21 protein-coding genes are annotated in these 16,971 nt (G+C 62.6%); 12 read left to right on the plus strand and 9 right to left on the minus strand.

What is annotated here, in order from left to right:
* Positions 1-37 precede the first annotated feature (37 nt).
* Positions 38-775, minus strand: a complete 738-nt coding sequence (locus FFS62_RS07475; protein WP_137972136.1) for an SDR family oxidoreductase — start codon at positions 773-775, stop codon at positions 38-40.
* Between the two features lie 123 nt (positions 776-898).
* Positions 899-1,435: an NAD(P)H-dependent oxidoreductase gene (locus tag FFS62_RS07480; RefSeq protein ID WP_137972137.1), complete on the minus strand. Its 537-nt coding sequence runs from the start codon at positions 1,433-1,435 to the stop codon at positions 899-901.
* Positions 1,436-1,581: 146 nt separating this feature from the next.
* Between FFS62_RS07480 and FFS62_RS07485 the strand changes: the two genes are divergently transcribed.
* Together FFS62_RS07485 and FFS62_RS07490 are read left to right on the plus strand one after the other, a co-directional pair.
* Positions 1,582-2,490 (plus strand): LysR family transcriptional regulator, encoded by a 909-nt coding sequence (locus FFS62_RS07485; RefSeq protein ID WP_137972138.1) that lies wholly within the window; start codon positions 1,582-1,584, stop codon positions 2,488-2,490.
* A 222-nt stretch (positions 2,491-2,712) separates the two neighbouring features.
* Positions 2,713-3,270: a flavin reductase family protein gene (locus FFS62_RS07490; RefSeq protein ID WP_137972139.1), complete on the plus strand. Its 558-nt coding sequence runs from the start codon at positions 2,713-2,715 to the stop codon at positions 3,268-3,270.
* A gap of 13 nt (positions 3,271-3,283) precedes the next feature.
* On the opposite strand, the gene FFS62_RS07495 is transcribed toward FFS62_RS07490, so the two are convergent.
* Complete coding sequence (locus tag FFS62_RS07495; protein ID WP_137972259.1) at positions 3,284-4,153, minus strand: helix-turn-helix domain-containing protein; 870 nt, start codon at positions 4,151-4,153, stop codon at positions 3,284-3,286.
* Positions 4,154-4,595: 442 nt separating this feature from the next.
* On the opposite strand from FFS62_RS07495, the gene FFS62_RS07500 reads away from it, so the two are divergent.
* Complete coding sequence (locus FFS62_RS07500; RefSeq protein WP_137972140.1) at positions 4,596-5,360, plus strand: SDR family NAD(P)-dependent oxidoreductase; 765 nt, start codon at positions 4,596-4,598, stop codon at positions 5,358-5,360.
* Between the two features lie 114 nt (positions 5,361-5,474).
* Here FFS62_RS07500 and FFS62_RS07505 read toward each other — a convergent pair whose 3' ends face one another.
* On the minus strand, positions 5,475-6,413 hold the full coding sequence (locus tag FFS62_RS07505) for a LysR family transcriptional regulator (protein ID WP_137972141.1): 939 nt from the start codon (positions 6,411-6,413) through the stop codon (positions 5,475-5,477).
* Positions 6,414-6,523: 110 nt separating this feature from the next.
* On the opposite strand from FFS62_RS07505, the gene FFS62_RS07510 reads away from it, so the two are divergent.
* On the plus strand, positions 6,524-7,276 hold the full coding sequence (locus FFS62_RS07510; protein WP_137972142.1) for a 3-oxoacyl-ACP reductase family protein: 753 nt from the start codon (positions 6,524-6,526) through the stop codon (positions 7,274-7,276).
* Between the two features lie 11 nt (positions 7,277-7,287).
* Entirely contained in the window at positions 7,288-7,884 is a 597-nt protein-coding gene (locus tag FFS62_RS07515) for an NADPH-dependent F420 reductase (protein WP_137972143.1), read from the plus strand.
* Between the two features lie 167 nt (positions 7,885-8,051).
* Here FFS62_RS07515 and FFS62_RS07520 read toward each other — a convergent pair whose 3' ends face one another.
* Genes FFS62_RS07520 through FFS62_RS07530 form a run of 3 tightly spaced genes read right to left on the minus strand, consistent with a single transcriptional unit; the run spans position 8,052 to position 10,683 of the window.
* Positions 8,052-8,375: a rhodanese-like domain-containing protein gene (locus FFS62_RS07520; protein ID WP_137972144.1), complete on the minus strand. Its 324-nt coding sequence runs from the start codon at positions 8,373-8,375 to the stop codon at positions 8,052-8,054.
* A 9-nt stretch (positions 8,376-8,384) separates the two neighbouring features.
* Complete coding sequence (gene chrA / locus FFS62_RS07525; protein ID WP_137972145.1) at positions 8,385-9,746, minus strand: chromate efflux transporter; 1,362 nt, start codon at positions 9,744-9,746, stop codon at positions 8,385-8,387.
* On the minus strand, positions 9,739-10,683 hold the full coding sequence (locus FFS62_RS07530) for a chromate resistance protein ChrB domain-containing protein (protein WP_256662142.1): 945 nt from the start codon (positions 10,681-10,683) through the stop codon (positions 9,739-9,741). Before FFS62_RS07530 ends, chrA begins: the two co-directional genes overlap by 8 nt.
* A gap of 150 nt (positions 10,684-10,833) precedes the next feature.
* Between FFS62_RS07530 and FFS62_RS07535 the strand changes: the two genes are divergently transcribed.
* The 5 genes from FFS62_RS07535 to dapA all read left to right on the plus strand — a co-directional run bounded on the left by FFS62_RS07535 (position 10,834) and on the right by dapA (position 14,728).
* On the plus strand, positions 10,834-11,799 hold the full coding sequence (locus tag FFS62_RS07535) for an MBL fold metallo-hydrolase (RefSeq protein ID WP_137972146.1): 966 nt from the start codon (positions 10,834-10,836) through the stop codon (positions 11,797-11,799).
* Between the two features lie 173 nt (positions 11,800-11,972).
* Positions 11,973-12,560 (plus strand): TetR/AcrR family transcriptional regulator, encoded by a 588-nt coding sequence (locus FFS62_RS07540; protein ID WP_137972147.1) that lies wholly within the window; start codon positions 11,973-11,975, stop codon positions 12,558-12,560.
* Between the two features lie 21 nt (positions 12,561-12,581).
* The gene (locus tag FFS62_RS07545) at positions 12,582-12,881 is read left to right on the plus strand and encodes a YciI family protein (protein WP_137972148.1); all 300 of its coding nucleotides are present in this window, start codon (positions 12,582-12,584) and stop codon (positions 12,879-12,881) included.
* Positions 12,882-12,885: 4 nt separating this feature from the next.
* Positions 12,886-13,491, plus strand: coding sequence for a DNA-3-methyladenine glycosylase I (locus FFS62_RS07550; protein WP_137972149.1), 606 nt, complete (start codon positions 12,886-12,888; stop codon positions 13,489-13,491).
* Between the two features lie 370 nt (positions 13,492-13,861).
* Entirely contained in the window at positions 13,862-14,728 is an 867-nt protein-coding gene (gene dapA, locus FFS62_RS07560) for a 4-hydroxy-tetrahydrodipicolinate synthase (RefSeq protein ID WP_137972151.1), read from the plus strand.
* Between the two features lie 82 nt (positions 14,729-14,810).
* Here dapA and FFS62_RS07565 read toward each other — a convergent pair whose 3' ends face one another.
* Both FFS62_RS07565 and FFS62_RS07570 read right to left on the minus strand, forming a co-directional pair.
* Positions 14,811-15,290 carry a VOC family protein gene (locus FFS62_RS07565; protein WP_137972152.1) on the minus strand — a complete coding sequence of 160 codons (480 nt, stop codon included), beginning with the start codon at positions 15,288-15,290 and terminating at the stop codon, positions 14,811-14,813.
* A gap of 97 nt (positions 15,291-15,387) precedes the next feature.
* Positions 15,388-15,759, minus strand: coding sequence for a hypothetical protein (locus tag FFS62_RS07570; RefSeq protein WP_137972153.1), 372 nt, complete (start codon positions 15,757-15,759; stop codon positions 15,388-15,390).
* A 495-nt stretch (positions 15,760-16,254) separates the two neighbouring features.
* Between FFS62_RS07570 and FFS62_RS23625 the strand changes: the two genes are divergently transcribed.
* The gene (locus FFS62_RS23625) at positions 16,255-16,539 is read left to right on the plus strand and encodes a general stress protein (RefSeq protein ID WP_137972154.1); all 285 of its coding nucleotides are present in this window, start codon (positions 16,255-16,257) and stop codon (positions 16,537-16,539) included.
* A gap of 56 nt (positions 16,540-16,595) precedes the next feature.
* The gene (locus tag FFS62_RS07580; RefSeq protein WP_137972155.1) at positions 16,596-16,922 is read left to right on the plus strand and encodes a hypothetical protein; all 327 of its coding nucleotides are present in this window, start codon (positions 16,596-16,598) and stop codon (positions 16,920-16,922) included.
* Positions 16,923-16,971: the final 49 nt, after the last annotated feature.

Raw genomic sequence — 16,971 nt, forward strand, 5'->3', positions numbered from 1 at the left:
TGGCCTCACGGAAGGCCAGCAGCACGATGCACAACAGTCAGAAGGGGCTCGCCGTGGGCCGTACGATCAGCTCGCTGACATCTACGTCCGCAGGCTGTTCGACGGCATAGGCGATTGCCCGAGCGATGGCTTCGGCAGGGATGGCGATCTTGCGGAACTCCACCATCTCGGCGCGACCGCCCTCATCGGAGATGCTGTCAGCCAGCTCGGATTCGGTTACGCCAGGTGCGATGACGGTGACCCGGATGTCGCCGCCGACCTCCTGCCGGAGGCCCTCCGAGATGGCGCGCACGGCGTACTTGGTCGCGCAGTAGACCGCCGCGGTCGGACTGACGGCGTATGCACCGATCGAGGCGATATTGATGATCTGCCCGGCGCGTTGCTGCTGCATCAGCGGAAGCGTTGCTGCGATGCCGTGCAGCACCCCACGGATGTTGACGTCGATCATGCGATCCCACTCGTCCACCTTGAGCGCTTCGAGTTTGGAAAGCGGCATCACCCCGGCGTTGTTGATCAGCACATCGACCCGACCGAAGCGAGTGACGGTGAAGTCGATGAAGTCCTGGACGTCTTGTCGGCTGGTGACGTCGAGGGCGCGAAACGCTGCGGTACCACCGGCTTCGTGGATTTCACCTGCAACTTTCTCCAGGCGGTCAGTGCGCCGAGCACCCAGCACCACCTTCGCTCCGCGGCTGGCCAACAGCCGTGCAGTGGATTCACCAATACCGCTGCTGGCGCCAGTAATGACGATGACCTTGCCTTCGATATTCTTCATGGTCTTTTCCTCTTCAGTTCACTGTTCACCCGCGAGTGGGCCTGGAAAAAAGATTAGGGTCAGGGGACTGATAGCCATTAATCGATTACTGCATGCCACTTGCCTAATCCTGCAAAAGTTCCGTTACTGGCTGACCAGTTGATAGGGCGCCTGCTCGCGCGCGCTCCTTAGTGCTATGGCCCACCAGTTCAGCAGGACCAACATGCGCGCCATGGGGACTCTTGCCTGATCCGGCTCGCGCCAGGCTCCTTCTTCATCCCGTAGCGCCCACGGATTGGGCAGTGTCACTACGCTGCAGATGGGAACGGCATGCTGCTCCGCCAGAACCTGACGAAGCTGGGCGATGGCGCTCATGCCGCCCGATGCACCGCCATAGCCAATGAAGGCCACCGGCCTGGCCTGCCAGCGAATCGGTGCTCGGTCGATGAAGGCCTTCAGCTCGGCGGAGTAGCCATGGCTTTGCTCCGACGCGAGTATCAGGAACGCATCGGCTCTGGTGAGCTGGGCAAGTGCTGTTCGTCGCTCGGAGGTATCGAGCAGGCAGCATTCGAATTCGGCGCGTTGCGCTATAACCATGGAGGCCCATCTCGCCAGCGCAGGGCCTATCGCTTCTTCATCGTTTCCTTGGTGAATCAGGACCAGTTTGACCTTGCAGTTCATCTCATCCTCCCGACACATTTCCGCTTGCAGTGGCACGTCTGTTGCTGAATTTCGAGGCTCAGCTCGGGCTCTGGGAAACAGCGTAAGAGCGATGATCCGGCCGATATAGCCGGTCCTCAGGCATACAACTTGTGACTTGAATTCATATGAGACGGCTAGACATAAACTGCTTCGCCGAGATGAGTGTCTTCGTCAGGGTCGTCGAGGACGGCGGTTACACGGCCGCGGCCAAGAGCTGCGCGATGAGCCCCTCCGCGGTGAGCAAGCTGATTTCTCGTTTGGAGAGCAGGCTCGGCGCCCGCCTGCTCAATCGCTCGACACGTCGGCAACTGCTGACCCCCGAAGGGGCCGCCTTCTATGAGCGCTGTCTGACCATCCTGGCCGCTCTCGATGAGGCGGAGCAGGAGGCGGCAGCCAGCTCGGCGCCTCAGGGGATCGTGCGGGTCAACTGCAACGTGGACATCGGTCGGCTGTATCTGCTGCCGCTGCTGAACGAGTTTCTCGAGCACCACCCTGGGGTTTCGGTAGAGGTGTACCTGAGCGATGAGGTCGTTGACCTGATCAGCTCCCGCGCGGACGTCGCAATCCGCAGTGGCCCGCTGAAGAACTCGAACCTGGTCGCCAGACGTTTGGGGGAGACTCGAACCCTGATCGTGGCAGCGCCTGCCTACCTCGAGGCACACGGTACTCCGCAGATGCCGTCTGAGCTCGCGACCCATAACTGCTTGGGGTTCACCTTCAGCCAGCCTTCCATGGAGTGGGGCTTCAGGGAAAAGAATGGCGAGGCGATCTCTGTGCCGGTGGCGGGCAACGCTCGAGTCAGTGATGGCAACGGCGTTCGCGACCTGGCGCTGCTGGGGCTCGGCCTCGCGCGCGTCGGCCTCTGTCAGGTCGAGCAGGATCTCGCCGCAGGCAGGCTTTTGCCGGTGCTGGAGGATTTTATGCCCGCGGTGAAAACCGAGGTCCACGCGGTCTACGTGGGGCAAGGGGGGCGGTTGCCCACCAGGGTCAGAGTGTTCATGGATTTCCTGGCGGCCAACCTCATGATCCGTTGAGCGGATGACTGCTCCGCTTGCTGGCGCCAGCCACCCAGTCGCCATTCGAGTTCGGTCGACGTAGCAGACATGTGTCGGACGTCGTCGACGCTGTCCCAGGTTCGCAGATGCCCGGCTTCTTTTGGGCCGCAATTTCTCGACAGGGTGGGCAGGCTCGCGACAGAAAAGGCGACGAAGCTGCGGGAGTCTGGCTCTCCATCGTTCACGCAGAGGAGACGAGCCATGCGCCGCTATCAGAAAACCGACTTTCCGCTGGTCGAGACCCGACGTCATCTCGAGACGGGGCCGATAGTCCTGGTCAGCTCTTCCTGGCGAGGCGAACGCAACATCATGACCATGGGCTGGCACATGATGATGCAATTCAGGCCAGCGTTATTCGGTTGCTACATCTGGGAAGGCAACCATAGCTATGAGCTGATCCGCCGAAGCAGGGAATGTGTGATCAACGTACCGACCGCCGATCTGGTCGAGGCCGTCGTCGCCGTGGGCAACAGTTCAGGCCGATCCTCGGACAAGTTCGCAACCTGTGGTCTGACGGCGGCGCCTGCAACGCGGGTCAGGGCGCCCCTCATCGAGGAATGCTACGCGAGCTTCGAGTGTCGCTTGGCCGATGACAGCCAGATCGATGAGTACGGTCTGTTCATCTGGGAAGTGGTCAAGGGACATGTAGCCTCGACCGTCACCGAGCCGGCCACATTGCATTATCAGGGGCAGGGACAATTCCGCGTGGCCGGTCGAACCCTGGATCTGAGTGAGCGCTTCCTGCCCCAGAATCTCTGAGATCTGGTATGGCTCAGGTTTGCCGGTAGGCGCTGGGGGTGACGCCCACCTCCCGGCGAAACACCTGCGAGAAATGGCTCGGGCTCGAATATCCGACCTCCAGGCCAATGTCGATGACGCTGCGGTCGGTTTCGAGCAGCAGACTCCGGGCGCGGTTCATGCGCAAGCGGATGAAGTACTGCGAGGGTGAAAGGCCGGTGGCGCGTTTGAACATCCGGCTGAAGTGGTATTCGCTGAGGTCGGCGACCCGAGCCAGGTAGGCCAGGCTGAAATCCTCGGCAAGGCGCTCGCTCATCGCGTCGACCACACGGCGAAGTTTGTACGCCTGCAGCGCATTGGCTCTCCGGGTTTGGCTAAGCGGATCCAGGTAATTGCGAACCAGATGCACCGCTAGCGCCTGGGCTAGGCAATTCACCACTAGAGGACTGGGTTGCTGCTCGTCGACCAGTTCTTTACGTATCTGCTGCAGCATGGCGGTCACCCGTTCATCGCGGGCACCGGAGATATCGCGAAACGCTACCGACCTTTCCTGATCGCCCAGCACCTCGCGTGCAGCCAGATCGATCAGCGGCAAGCCCAGATAGAGATGCATCACCTCGAAGCAGTCGGCGCCGTGAGTCTGCCAGCGCATCTCGTAGGGTTCGCAGGTGCTGGTCAGGAAGAAGTCGCCGACCTGCACCTCTGCCGCCTCCCATGGCCCGCCGAGTGAGCGCTCCTCGACCCTGGCCGATCCAGCCAGAACCAGCACCAGCAATGGCTCCACAACCGCAGGGACGAGTACCGGGTCGGTAACGGTGTGATGGCTGTACAGCTGCATCACGGCGTCCTGCACCTGGGGGTGCGCCGGCAACGGGCGAGGCTCGCCCGGCAGGTGCTGCGGCATTGATTCGGCGGCGATGCGTTGATGACCGCTGGCAGCGCGCTCGTCAGACTCGAGAGGGCTCACAGGTTCTCCATCGGCGATGCCCCGGAGGGGCGGCATGGTTAGGGTAACGCAGCGCGCAGTTTTCGAGCAGGCTGCCGTGGTCAGTCCACCAGCCCAGCGATGGGGCGCCCGAAGCGATCGCAGTTCTGACTGGATAGACGTATGTGCGGATGACAGCCGGCTTGTCGTTCTGGGCGCGCAAGAGCAGATGCGGCCCGTTGGCTAGATGAGACCTTCCGCTTCTCCGACAGGATCAGTTCAGCGCAAAACTCCGACATCGCCGGCAATTACGCCAAAGCCCGACTCATGGCATTGCGAGACAGTGAAGCCGTCGAAAACGACAGTGCCTCAGGGTGCTGGGCCGCGAATTCCTCGCCGGCTCGTGACGAAGGAGATCACCATGACTGTTATCTACAACAACGTTATCCAAGAGGTTGCGGGCAAAGTGGCACTGGTTACCGGTGCAGCCAGCGGCATCGGCAAGGCCATCGCACTGATGCTGCACGCGAGGGGAGCCAAGGTCATCGCCGAGGACCTGAATCCCGCCGTCGAGGAGCTGGCTCGCCCAGGACTGGTCCCGCTGGTGGCGGACATCACGGTAGACGGTGCCGCCGAGCGCGCCGTCGGACTGGCTGTGGAGAAGTTCGGCCGACTGGACATCCTGGTCAACAACGCCGGCATCATCATCAACAAGCTGGTGATCGATATGACGCGCGAAGACTGGGAGCGTATCCAGGCGGTGAACGCCACCGCGGCCTTCCTGCATTCCCGCGAGGCGGTCAAGGCGATGATGCCGAACAAGTCCGGCGCCATCATCAATATCGCCTCCTACGCCTCTTACTTCGCCTTCCCGACCATTGCCGCGTACACGGCCTCCAAGGGCGCGCTGGCTCAGTTGACTCGCACCCTGGCGCTCGAGGCTATCGAGCATGGCATCCGGGTCAACGCCATCGGCGTCGGCGACGTCATCACCAACATCCTCAACGGCGTGGTCGAGGACGGCCCTGGGTTCCTGGCGCAGCACGGCGAGGCCGCCCCCATCGGCCGTGCGGCTCAACCGGAGGAAATCGCCGAGGTGGTGGCATTCCTCGCCTCGGATCGGGCCAGCTTCATCGTCGGATCGGTGGTGATGGCCGATGGTGGCATGACCGTTACGGCCGGTTGAGCCAGTGAAGATGGACGAGCAGTGCCAAGGGTACTGCTCGTACCGTCCAGCCTGGGCGTCCCCCATGGCCGGTTCCTGGCTGAAGGGACTGGCTCGACGCGGCCAAAGCAGACATTAGCTACTCGCCAAAAGCCTCGCATCGAACCGTCTTCCCCACTTCTGATCACGGGACCGCTCGATCAGGTGATCGATGAATGCCCGTGTCTTGGCCGGTAACAGCTTCTGGCTGGCAAAGTAGAGCGAGATGGGGCCGGCATCGACATACCAGTCCGGCAAGACACGTTGCAGCGCACCGCTTTGCAGATGCTCCAGCACATCCGGTACGGCAAGCAGGGCCACGCCCAGCCCGAGCAAGGCGCTCTGACACAGTGCTTGCGGGTCGTTCACTAACATCCTCGGGCGCAGCTCCAGCGGTGCTCGCTCGTCCTTGGAGTTCTGCAGCATCCAGCTGCGTACCTTGCCGCTCTGAGCCGATCTCATGGCCAAGTGGTCGATTTCGGCGAGCTGGCCTGGCTGACGTGGTGCTGGCCTTCCGGCTAAGTAGGCTGGCGAAGCGACCATTACCAGATGCGCTGGTGCCAGTTCGCGCGCCACCACGCCCGGCGTCAACTCGATGCCGCCACCAATAGCCGCATCAAAGCCATCGGTGATCAGCTCTACCTGGCGGTTGTCGAAATGCCATTCCGGCGTGACTGCCGGGTAGCGGGCCAGGAACTCGGGCATCAGGGGGAGCAGATAGTCGCGCCCAAAGGCCGGAGCCGCCGACAGGCGCAGCACCCCGGCCGGGGCACCGGCGCTACTGGTGAGATCGGCAATCGCCGCCTGGATGCTTTCAAGCCCGCCGCCCACATTGCCGAGAAAGCGCTCGCCGGCTTCAGTCAGGGTCAGGCGTCGGGTGCTGCGCTGAAACAGGCGCACGCCGAGGTTGCTTTCCAGCTGAGCCACGTTGCGGCTGATGGCCGCCGGCGTCAGACCCAGGCGACGTGCGGCAGCTGAGAAGCTACCGCACTCGGCGCTGCGCACGAAGGACTCCAAATTAGCCAGGGTCTCCATAACCACACCTTCAATCATTGATTGAAAGTGATTCTAGTCATTACCTGCTACTGCGTGGAAAGCGAAAGGCGTTTCATGAGCACACCAACCATCCACACGAGGTCTGCATCATGAACAACGTCAATCTTCCCCTGAGTGGCCAGGTCGCCCTGGTTACCGGCGGATCGCGCAGCATCGGCGCCGCTATCGCCAAACGCCTGGCCGCCGACGGAGCCAGTGTCGCCATCACCTACAACGCCTCGCCGGCTAAGGCCGAGACACTGGTCGGCGAGATAGTTGCCGCCGGTGGCAGGGCAATGGCCATTGCCGCCGATGCGGGTGACCCGCAAGCGGTACGCAACGCGGTACAGCAGGTTGCCAGCACGTTCGGTCGACTGGACATTCTGGTCAACAACGCCGGCATCAGCGTACTCGGCGCCCCGGAGGAAATCGCCTTCGAGGACTTCCAGCGCATTCTCGCGGTGAATGTCACCGGCGTATTCGTCGCCACCCAGGAGGCGCTCAAGCACATGGGGCGCGGCGGGCGCATCATTCATATCGGCAGCTCCATGGTGCAGTACGCCGCCTTTGCCACCGCCTCCGCCTACACCTTAACCAAGGGTGCGCTGGCCGGTTTCAGTCGCGGGCTGGTGCGTGATCTCGGTCCTCGTGGCATCACGGTCAATACCGTGCACCCCGGCCCGACCGACAGTGACATGAACCCGGCGGATGGCCCTGTGGCCGATTTCGTCCGCCCCAATATTGCCGTCGGCCGCTACGGCGAGGGCCGCGACGTCGCCGCTGCCGTAGCCTGGCTGGCCAGCCCCGAGGCGGACTTCGTCAGCGGCGCCGAGCTGCTGGTAGACGGCGGTTTCACTGCCTGAGGAGAGATGACATGAAGATTGGAATCATCGGCGCCGGCGCCATAGGCAGCGCCATCGCACGCGCCCTGAGCAAGGCGGGTATCGAGGTCGAAATCGCCAACAGCCGTGGGCCGGAGAGCTTGCAGAGTCTGGCTGACGAACTGGGGCCAAAGGTCATACCGGTAAGCCGAGAGCAAGCCGCCCAGGCGGACATAGTCTTTCTCGCGGTGAACTGGTCGAAAATTCCCGCCGCGCTAGAAAACCTGTCTCCCTGGAATGGACGCATCGTGGTCGACACCAACAACCCCATCGAGGCGCCGACTTTCCGTCCCTTCGATCTGGGCGGCGAGAGCTCGAGCGAGGTGGTTGCACGGATGCTTCCAGGGGCGCGCTTGGTGAAGGCGTTCAACCATCTGCAGGCAGCGCTGCTAAGTGGCGATCCAACGGCCGAGGGTGGCAGAAGGGTGCTGTTCTACTCAGGTGAGGATGCCGCGGCCAAGGCCGAAGTGGCCAAGCTGATTGAGCGCTTGGGCTTCGCCGGCATAGATCTAGGCGGTCTGTCCGAGGGTCGCCTGGCACAGTTCCCCGGAGGGCCATTACCGGCAATCAACTTGGTCAAGCACGGATGACCCACAGTCGGCGGACGCTCCAGGCGTCCGCTTCTGGCCGATTGCAGCCGGTGACGACGGGCAGCTATCGGCCAATACGGGAAAGTGGGTGGCAGCCCTGTGTCCGTTTACCACCGCATCGATCTAGGCCGCGGCTCGTCTTTCGCAACGCGGGCAGAACGACGCGGCTAGAGCAAATCGCACACCGGTTGCCCGGCCTCGCGCCACCCTGCAAAGCCGTCTACGAGATATCGCGCATCCAGTCCCATTGCCCAGAGGGTAGCGGCACATCCCTGGCTGATTTCATGCCCGCGAGCGCAGTAAAGAATCACTGGCCGGTCCCGTGGCACCTGATCCTTCCAGGAGAAAAGCTGTTCGGGGTCATGCCATTTCGCGTTGGCGATCTGTGCTCCGTCGGCGTTGCGCACGATGGCTCGGCGCACATCGAGCAGCTCGAAGCTGCGACCTGCAGCCTGCCATTCGGCGAGCTCGTGAATCGATATGCGCCCCATAACCCCTCCCTAACGCAGCAGGTGGATAGCCAAGCCCACGAGAGCGCAGCCCAGCAACACCTGGATGACTCCACGCTTGAAGCGGAACAGCGCCACTGCGGCGCCGACGGTGATCAGCGCTGAAGGCCAATCGAAGCGGCCCGCGAAACCCTCGGGCCACAGCACGTGATAGCCGAAGAACAACGCCAGATTGAGGATGACGCCAACCACCGCGGCAGTGATGCCGGTCAGCGGTGCCGTGAACTTCAGTTCATTGTGGGTCGACTCCACCAGCGGGCCGCCGGCGAGGATGAACAGGAACGAGGGCAGGAAGGTAAACCAGGTGACCAGACTGGCCGCCACGGCACCGGCAAGGAAGGCCTGTTCCGGCCCGAAGACCTGATGCACATAGGCGCCAACGAAGCCCACGAAGGCCACCACCATGATCAGCGGCCCCGGGGTGGTCTCGCCCAGTGCCAGGCCATCGATCATCTGGGTTGGGGTCAGCCAACCGTAGTGGCCTACCGCGCCCTGATACACATACGGCAGTACCGCATAGGCGCCGCCGAAGGTGAGGAGGGCGGCCTTGGTGAAGAACCAGCCCATCTGGGTCAGGGTGCCCTCCCAACCATACAGGGCAGTCAGCAGCCCCATCGGCAAGGCCCACAGCACGGCTCCCACTGCGACCAGCAGGGCCAGGCGTGGCCAGCGGAAGCGAGCATGGGCCGGCGGTGGCGTGTCATCGTCGATCAATGCCGGGCCGTAGGACTGCTTGGACGCACCATGCCCGCCACCGATGCTGAACTTGTCGGGAGCATAGCGTCCGCCCAGGTAGCCGATCATGGCTGCCCCCAGGACGATCAGCGGGAACGGGAGGTTGAGCGCGAAGATCGCCACGAAGGAGGCTGCCGCGATCGCCCACAACCAGTTGTTCTTCAGGGCGCGTGAACCGATACGGTGAGCAGCCTGCACCACGATGGCGGTGACGGCGGGTTTGATGCCGTAGAACAATCCCGCCACCACGGGCACTTCGCCGAAGGCGATGTAGACCCAAGACAGGGCAATCAGGATGAACAGCGAGGGCAGCACAAACAGTGCGCCGGCGATCACTCCACCCCAGGTGCGATGCATGAGCCAGCCGATGTAGGTGGCCAGCTGCTGGGCCTCGGGGCCTGGCAGGAGCATGCAGTAGTTCAATGCATGCAGAAAGCGCCGCTCCGAGATCCAGCGCCGTCTCTCCACCAGCTCCTGGTGCATGATCGAGATCTGCCCGGCGGGGCCACCGAAGCTGATGAACCCCAGTTTCAGCCAGAACAGGAATGCCTCGAGTAGGCCGACTTTTTCTACCTTGCCCTGGTCTTGCTCTGTCGCTTGCATGGCCGTCTCACTCATCACGTTGTCCTTCCTTGCCGAATGCGGCCAGCAGCCCATCGAAGATGGCGCAGGCCGCAGCCAATAGCTGATCGTCGTCCCGGATGCTGTCTCGCAGGCCAGCCAGTACGCGCTCCACACCCGTCGCTTCCGTGGGTTGCGCGCCCCCCACATCCAGGTAATGCACTAGTGCCCCTATGCGCTGAAGCCCCGGCGCCTCCAGCGCAAAGCTGGCCTGCAGGGTTTCGAAGGTGACCTTGTTGCCGACGTGGCTGAACCGGGCACCATCGAAATCGAATCCGAGCGCATCCGCAGGGCAGGCATCGGGAGAGGGCAGCCAGAGCATGCTGGCCTGCGGATCGATGAAGCGGCGGATCAGCCAGGCGCTGGCCAGGCGGTCTACCCAGGGACGCTGGCGAGTCGCCCAGATCCTCCCGCGGTAGTCCCGCGGGTCGAGCTGCTCGAGGGCGTGCTCGTGGCTGCTGGGCTCGTCCTTGCACAGCGCCCGGTTGATGGCCACCTCCAGGTCACGCAGCAGCGCGTCTGCCTGTTGCTGAGCTGCGCCCGGAAAGAAGTCGATGGCCTGGATCTGGGCAAACGACTTGCGCAACTTGCGCGCCTGGCGAGCGGTCGCCAGCGCATTCTCGGGAGCCAGCTGGGCCAGTTGGGGCTCAACCTCCGAGCGCAACCTGGCGTAATCGTCGCCGCGATCGAAGAGCGCTATGAAGCGTTCGCCGTTGGGGTCATCTACCGGCAGCAGCGTCGCCGAGCCACCGCTATCCAGTACGTCACGCTCGACGGACTCCAGGACCTCGCGACTAGCCGAGCCCTCTGGCAAGAGATAGACCCCATCGCGCAGCACCGCAGCGCCAGCGCTTTTCAGCATGCGCCAAGCGCGCATTCGCTCGGCGGCATTGGCCGTCGGCAGCGCCATGACCAGACACAGCCAATTATTCAATGTAGAGATCTCACGAAATAAGTTCAGACTCTACATTACTCCCTGACATTGCTATTGGGAACCACGAAGAAGGCAAGGGAAGTTCGTGGAGCCGCACCAGCTAATGTTATTCATCGATCACTGATGATCGCTCGAGCGTAGGTCCTTGCCATGAAGATCAAACCGCTGTGTCTCTACCTGATGGTGCTGCTGACTACTGGCCCACTGACTCTTGTGGCCCCTTCGCTCGCTGCGGCTGGCGCTGCAGACGCTGAGCAACAGGTTGCGGGCGTCTACCGCTTCGATGTCGGCCGGTTCAGAGTCACCGCCCTGAGTGACGGAACCTTGCTGCTTGACCTGCACCCTCTGCTCAAGGGCATCAGCGCCAAGCAGATCGACGTTTTGCTGCGCAGGGGATTTGCTGCCAATCCCCTGGAGACATCGATCAACGCCTACGTCATCGACACCGGTTCACGCTTGGTGCTGGTCGATACCGGTGCCGGCGAATTGTTCGGTGCGGTTGGCGGCAAGCTTCCCGAGAGTTTGGCAGCGGCGGGCTTTCGCCCGGAGCAGATCAGCGACGTGCTGATCACGCACATCCACACCGACCACTCCGGTGGCCTCGCTCGCGGCGGGCGCATGCTGTTTCCCAACGCGACCGTCCATGTCGGCCAGGCAGATGTCGATTTCTTTCTCGACCGGGGCAACCTGGACAAGGGGCTGAAGCCCAAGCATCTGGAGGAAGCGCTCAAGACGGTCGGCCCGTACCAGAAGGCGGGCAAGGTGAGGACCTTCTCCTCGAGAGCGGAAGTGCTGCCCGGCATCACCGCCATACCCACTCCCGGACATACGCCAGGGCACAGCTTCTACCGAGTGGAGAGCGAGGGGCAGAGCATCGATTTCTGGGGTGACATCATGCATGTCGGCCTGATCCAGTTCCCCCGGCCCGAGGTCACCATCGCCTTCGATGTCGATCAGGACGCGGCGCGTGCCCAGCGTCTGCTGCAGTTCGAGCGAGCAGCCGGCGAGAGGCGCCTGTCGGCCGTGGCCCACCTGCCATTTCCCGGTATCGGCCATATCCGTCGAGAGGCCGGCCAGTACGAGTGGGTTCCGGCGCTGTACCGCAATCGCGATTGATCGCGCCGGGCTGGATCGTCCAAGCGGTCCACTGTCTGCGGCCGCTTCCGGCTGGCAGCTGCCCGACAGCCGTTCGCCTGTCTTGACCGATTAGGATGGCCGTCCTAGGATCGGGCGCATCGGATTAGGCCAAGTGTCCTAATCCACCGACCAAGGCGACAGGCACACCTTCAATGGCTGATCTGACTACCCGCGAGCGCATCGTTTCCGAGGCGGACAGGCTGTTCTATGAGCGGGGCTATGACTATGCCTCCTTCGCCGACATCGCCGATGCCGTGGGCATCTCCCGAGGCAATTTCTATTACCACTTCAAGAGCAAGGACGAGATCCTCGATGCCGTCATCGAGCGGCGCATGACGAGCACCTCGGAGATGCTGCGGGCGTGGGAGGGCCAGAGCAGCTCGCCCTCCGAGCGGATCAAGAGCTTCATCCTCATCGTCATCGCGAATCGGCCACAGATCATCCGCCACGGCTGCCCGGTCGGCACGCTCTGCAGCGAGCTGGCCAAGATCGGCCATCCCGCACAGCCGCAATCCAACCAGCTGTTCGCTCTGTTTCGCACCTGGTTGTGCCAGCAGTTCTCTCAACTGGGGCATGAGGTGGACGCCGATGCTCTGGCGATGCACGTGCTGGCGTTCAGTCAGGGCGTTGCCGTGCTCGCCCATGTATTGCAAGACGAGCGCTTTGTCGAGCGGGAGGCCGAGCGCATGTGCGCATGGCTTGACGGTATCGCCGGCGAGGCAAAGACCAGGATCGAGTAATCACTTCAGGGAGGGCCGTACATGTTCATCGTGTTCCTAAGATTTTCAGCCAGGCGTGATCAGGCGAGTCAGCTGATGCAGGCTCACAAGGATTGGCTGCAGCGCGGATTCGACGAGGATGTTTTTCTCCTGGCCGGCAGCCTGCAGTCACAGGCCGGCGGGATGATTCTGGCGAGCGGCATCACGCTGGCCCAGCTCGAGGCGCGGATCGGCAGCGATCCATTCGTAGTGGAAGACGTTGTGCAGGCGGAGATCGTGGCGGTGACCCCGTCGAGGGTGGATCCCCGCCTGGAGTTCCTGCTGGCCAATCTGGATAGCTGAGGCCATGAACGAGACGATTGTTGGCCCCGACGGCCTGCCTCGCTGCCGCTGGTGCGCGGCAGCACCGGAGTTTCTCCAGTATCACGACACGGAATGGGGCTTTCCTGTTGCTGACGACAGGCGCCTGTTCGAGAAGATCAGCCTCGAGGCATTTCAGTCAGGCCTCAGCTGGCGCACGATCCTGGCCAAGCGCGGCAGCTTTCGAGAGGCCTTCCATGGCTTCGATTTTCGGCGCATCGCCAGGTTCGATGACACTGATGTAGAGCGGCTACTGCAGGACTCCGGCATCGTCCGCCATCGCGGCAAGATCGAGGCCGTCATCAACAATGCACGCCGCGCCTGCGACTTGGTTGAGACGGAGGGGTCGCTAGCCGCGTTCTTCTGGCGCTACGAACCCGGGAATGCGGGCTCGACTGTGCCCCAGAGCGCCTCGTCTTCTGCCGAGTCGGTGGCGCTATCCAAGGAGCTGAAGCGCCGAGGCTGGAAGTTCGTGGGGCCTACGACTGTCTATGCGTTCATGCAGGCCATGGGACTGTTCAACGACCATGCCAGCGAATGCGTGATCAGGGCGGAAGTGGAGCGGGCACGGCAATCCTTTGAGCGACCTTAGGTTGCGCTTGGCCTCTGTATCCGGGGAATTGGCGCACACCGACGAGCCAGCGGCGGCTCCTGCAGGGCCTCGTGCTGCTGATTGACAGCCACGCCTGCCGCTGCGCACTATCCGGCTCAGGATTTGCGCAACGGACATTCCATGTTTCCAATCTTCGACCACTCGCTGCCAGCGCCGGGCTTCTTCGCCCAGGCTGGCGCGTGCGTCGTCGTTGCCAATAAATCCAAGAAACAGTCGCTCATTTGACCGGGGCGCGCTGTCCCGTCAGATGGGCTGACAGGACACAAGGCGCCAGGTCGAACCTCTCGCACGCTTGATTCCCGCTCCCTCCTGACGGCGACTTTTACGGTCAGCCACAAGGAGTTTTCGCATGTCTGATTTTCGTGGGATCTGGGTGGCCCTGGTCACTCCCTTTCGTGCCGGTGAGATCGATTTCGCCGCACTGCACGGCCTGGTCGGCAGGCTGCTGGAGGAGGGTGTCTCGGGCCTGGTGATCTGCGGCTCCACCGGTGAGGCGGCGGCGCTGAGCCAGGAAGAACAACTCGCGGTGCTGGATGCGGTGCTGCAGTGGGTGCCGCCGCAACAGGTGATCATGGGCCTGGCCGGCAACAACCTGCGCGAGCTGCTGGCCCTGCAGCAGCAGATCCAGCTGCGCGCGCCTGCCGGGCTGCTGGTGCCGGCGCCTTACTACGTACGCCCGTCGCAGCAAGGGCTGGAGGCCTTCTTCCAGACGGTCGCCGACGCCGCCAGCGTGCCGCTGGTGCTGTATGACATTCCTTATCGCACCGGCGTGCGCATCGAGCGCGAGACCTTGCGGCGCATCGTTCGCCACCCGCGCATCGCGGCGATCAAGGACTGCGGCGGCGATCCGGAAACCACCATGGCGCTGATCGCCGATGGCAACGTTCAGGTGCTGGCAGGCGAGGACCTGCAGATCTTCGGCACGCTGTGCCTGGGCGGAGCAGGGGCCATATCCGCGTCCGCGCACATTCGCGCCGACCTCTATGTGCTGATGCAGCGGCAGATCGAGCAGGGTGAGCTGGTGGCTGCGCGACGCACCTTCTATCGCCTGCTGCCATGGATGCAGCTGGCCTTCGTCGAGCCGAATCCGGCGGTGATCAAGGGTGCCCTGGCTGTGCAGGACAGAATCGCCCATGAGCTGCGCGAGCCGCTGATGCCTTGCACGCCGGGGACGCTGGAGCGGGTGCGCGAGGTGTTGGCGGCATTGGCGGATTAGCCTCCACGAGGCGCCGGGGAGTTGCGCTTATGACCGTCGAATGATCATCAGTCGGCGGCCAGAAGCGCACGCCAGTTGCCGGTCAACCCTTCAGTGCAGCTTCGATGACGGCGATGTCGATCTTGTGCATGCCCATCATCGCTGCAAAGGCACGCCCGGCCGCTGCCGGGTCCGGGTTGGTGATCGCGTCCGTCAACGCGCGCGGGGTGATCTGCCATGACAGACCCCATTTGTCCTTGCACCAGCCGCATGCGCTTTCCTGCCCACCGTTGCCAACGATGGCGTTCCACAGGCGATCGGTTTCGGCCTGGTCATCGGTGGCAACCTGAAACGAGAAGGCTTCGGTATGCGGGAAAGTGTCCCCGCCGTTAAGCCCGAGGCAGGGAATGCCCATCAGCGTGAAATTGACCGTCAGTACATCGCCCTGTTTGCCCGCAGGGTAGTCGCTAGGCGCGCGGTGGATGGCGTCCACCGAGCTGTTCGGAAATGTCTCGGCGTAGAAGGTCGCTGCATCCAGCGCGGTGCCGTCGTACCAGAGGCAGATGGTGTTCTTGCTGATCATCCCGATTCTCCACGAGGGTCCGTATTGCTCGCGTAGCTAGCCTAGCAGGGCAGCAGATCAGATTCTGTCGGCCCGCTGGGCGGGCTCGCCGTCACCTTCAGGATATGGAGGAGCTGCGATGCCGCGTGGCTTTCCCGTTCTCTTCCTGATGCTGGAACAGCACGCCGTCATACAGCGGACCGTTCTCATCGAGTATGAGAACGCAGCGTCGCAGGATGCTGCGACGCTCCTGGGGGTAGAGGTTGTACGACCGCGATCTGAAGTGGCCCAGGGCGAGTCGGCAGGCCTTTTCCGCGTCGCTGCACGGCATCTGAACGTCGGGCGCCGGGTAGTAAACCGCCTGGGTGGTCTCTCGAAAGAGCACATTGACCAGCAGGATCTTGCCGCCGTGACACATGACATCCAGAAAAATCGAATCCCGCAGCTGTGCGAGGGGAACCTCGTACCGCTCACGATGTAGCGCACTCATGGCTTTGATATGCCTTCCAACTAAGTGAGAGAGCGCTGTCGGATATGGCGCTCTCGTGGGTAACCACGATCCTTAGTCAGGTTCTTCAGCGGGAGTGCAAGCTGAGTTAGCTAGAGACTAGGCGGGGAGTGTGGGACGTGAAGTGCTTGTGTGTTCTCTTAGAGTTGTACGCCTCGCTGGCGATACCGTCCATGAATATCTCCCGCTATTTTTCGCTGCGGATCCTGGCCCGCGCATTTTTCCCGTGCATCTCGCGGAAGTAGCGGGCTAAACGCATCCGTACGGTCAGTGCAGCCTTCCATCGTCCGATCGGGCTATACGCCGCCGACCTGCGCCGATCGGTGATTCGAACGGCCACGGAAACTGGCGTTTGGCCTTCTACCACTCGTCTGCCATCGCCAAGCGGAGCGTGGAAATAGACGGAACATCAAGCGGCGCGGCCCCCTCCATTGAAGCGCCTGGGCAATCCTTGCCCTGCAATTTGGAGATACCGACATGAGCAACAATCAAGGCAATCAAGGCAATCAAGGCAATCAAGGCAATCAAGGCAATCAAGGCCAAGGCAGCAAAGGCAGCCAAGCCAATCAGGACCAAGGCAGCCAAGGCAGCCAAGGTGGTCAGGGAAATCCGGGCAATTTCGCCAATGATCGGGAGAAAGCCTCGGAAGCCGGTAAGAAGGGTGGCCAGAACAGCGGTGGCAACTTTGCCAACGACCGCGAGAAGGCCGCCGAAGCCGGCCGCAAAGGTGGTCAGAACAGCCACGGCGGTGGTCGTCAGTAAGCGTAGCCGCTGCGAAGGGAGGCCCGTTCTGGGCCTCCTCTCATTGAGGATCACCCATGCTGGTACATGAGCTTTCCGGAAGTATCCCTGGCTATCGGGTAATAGGCGCAGGCGACGAAGGACAGGGCAGAAGCGTGCTTTCCCTGGCCAACGAGGCCACCGGCGAGCGCTTTGCCATCGACGCAGTGCGGCTCGACCAGCTCGCGGGCCTGGAGCCGGCTTCTGTCGGCAAACGGATCTCCGAAGACCTGACGTTGCTCGCCGCCGGTATGTCTGTCGAGGGTGTGCGCAAGATCGAGCGGCGGTCAAACGAGGGCGCCCCTGAGCGTCGTGTCGTCGATGGTTCGGGCTTCACCCTTGCCGCCATGGAGTCTTATTCGTAGCTCTGCACCGCTTCGCCGGCTGCATCTCCTCTTAGCCGGTCCTGCCAAA

It is taken from the genome of Pseudomonas sp. F(2018), from assembly GCF_005508865.1.
Taxonomy (GTDB): domain Bacteria; phylum Pseudomonadota; class Gammaproteobacteria; order Pseudomonadales; family Pseudomonadaceae; genus Aquipseudomonas.

What these genes read in the sequence shown, in the direction of transcription:
- dapA (WP_137972151.1), top strand. Translation starts at nt 13,862, where the DNA reads ATGTCTGATTTTCGTGGGATCTGGGTGGCCCTGGTCACTCCCTTTCGT.
- FFS62_RS23625 (WP_137972154.1), top strand. Translation starts at nt 16,255, where the DNA reads ATGAGCAACAATCAAGGCAATCAAGGCAATCAAGGCAATCAAGGCAAT.
- FFS62_RS07505 (WP_137972141.1), bottom strand. Translation starts at nt 6,413, where the DNA reads ATGGAGACCCTGGCTAATTTGGAGTCCTTCGTGCGCAGCGCCGAGTGC.
- FFS62_RS07550 (WP_137972149.1), top strand. Translation starts at nt 12,886, where the DNA reads ATGAACGAGACGATTGTTGGCCCCGACGGCCTGCCTCGCTGCCGCTGG.
- FFS62_RS07515 (WP_137972143.1), top strand. Translation starts at nt 7,288, where the DNA reads ATGAAGATTGGAATCATCGGCGCCGGCGCCATAGGCAGCGCCATCGCA.
- FFS62_RS07490 (WP_137972139.1), top strand. Translation starts at nt 2,713, where the DNA reads ATGCGCCGCTATCAGAAAACCGACTTTCCGCTGGTCGAGACCCGACGT.
- FFS62_RS07495 (WP_137972259.1), bottom strand. Translation starts at nt 4,153, where the DNA reads ATGCCGCAGCACCTGCCGGGCGAGCCTCGCCCGTTGCCGGCGCACCCC.
- FFS62_RS07480 (WP_137972137.1), bottom strand. Translation starts at nt 1,435, where the DNA reads ATGAACTGCAAGGTCAAACTGGTCCTGATTCACCAAGGAAACGATGAA.
- FFS62_RS07545 (WP_137972148.1), top strand. Translation starts at nt 12,582, where the DNA reads ATGTTCATCGTGTTCCTAAGATTTTCAGCCAGGCGTGATCAGGCGAGT.
- FFS62_RS07510 (WP_137972142.1), top strand. Translation starts at nt 6,524, where the DNA reads ATGAACAACGTCAATCTTCCCCTGAGTGGCCAGGTCGCCCTGGTTACC.
- FFS62_RS07500 (WP_137972140.1), top strand. Translation starts at nt 4,596, where the DNA reads ATGACTGTTATCTACAACAACGTTATCCAAGAGGTTGCGGGCAAAGTG.
- FFS62_RS07570 (WP_137972153.1), bottom strand. Translation starts at nt 15,759, where the DNA reads ATGAGTGCGCTACATCGTGAGCGGTACGAGGTTCCCCTCGCACAGCTG.
- FFS62_RS07580 (WP_137972155.1), top strand. Translation starts at nt 16,596, where the DNA reads ATGCTGGTACATGAGCTTTCCGGAAGTATCCCTGGCTATCGGGTAATA.
- FFS62_RS07475 (WP_137972136.1), bottom strand. Translation starts at nt 775, where the DNA reads ATGAAGAATATCGAAGGCAAGGTCATCGTCATTACTGGCGCCAGCAGC.
- FFS62_RS07565 (WP_137972152.1), bottom strand. Translation starts at nt 15,290, where the DNA reads ATGATCAGCAAGAACACCATCTGCCTCTGGTACGACGGCACCGCGCTG.
- FFS62_RS07485 (WP_137972138.1), top strand. Translation starts at nt 1,582, where the DNA reads ATGAGACGGCTAGACATAAACTGCTTCGCCGAGATGAGTGTCTTCGTC.
- FFS62_RS07540 (WP_137972147.1), top strand. Translation starts at nt 11,973, where the DNA reads ATGGCTGATCTGACTACCCGCGAGCGCATCGTTTCCGAGGCGGACAGG.
- chrA (WP_137972145.1), bottom strand. Translation starts at nt 9,746, where the DNA reads ATGAGTGAGACGGCCATGCAAGCGACAGAGCAAGACCAGGGCAAGGTA.
- FFS62_RS07535 (WP_137972146.1), top strand. Translation starts at nt 10,834, where the DNA reads ATGAAGATCAAACCGCTGTGTCTCTACCTGATGGTGCTGCTGACTACT.
- FFS62_RS07520 (WP_137972144.1), bottom strand. Translation starts at nt 8,375, where the DNA reads ATGGGGCGCATATCGATTCACGAGCTCGCCGAATGGCAGGCTGCAGGT.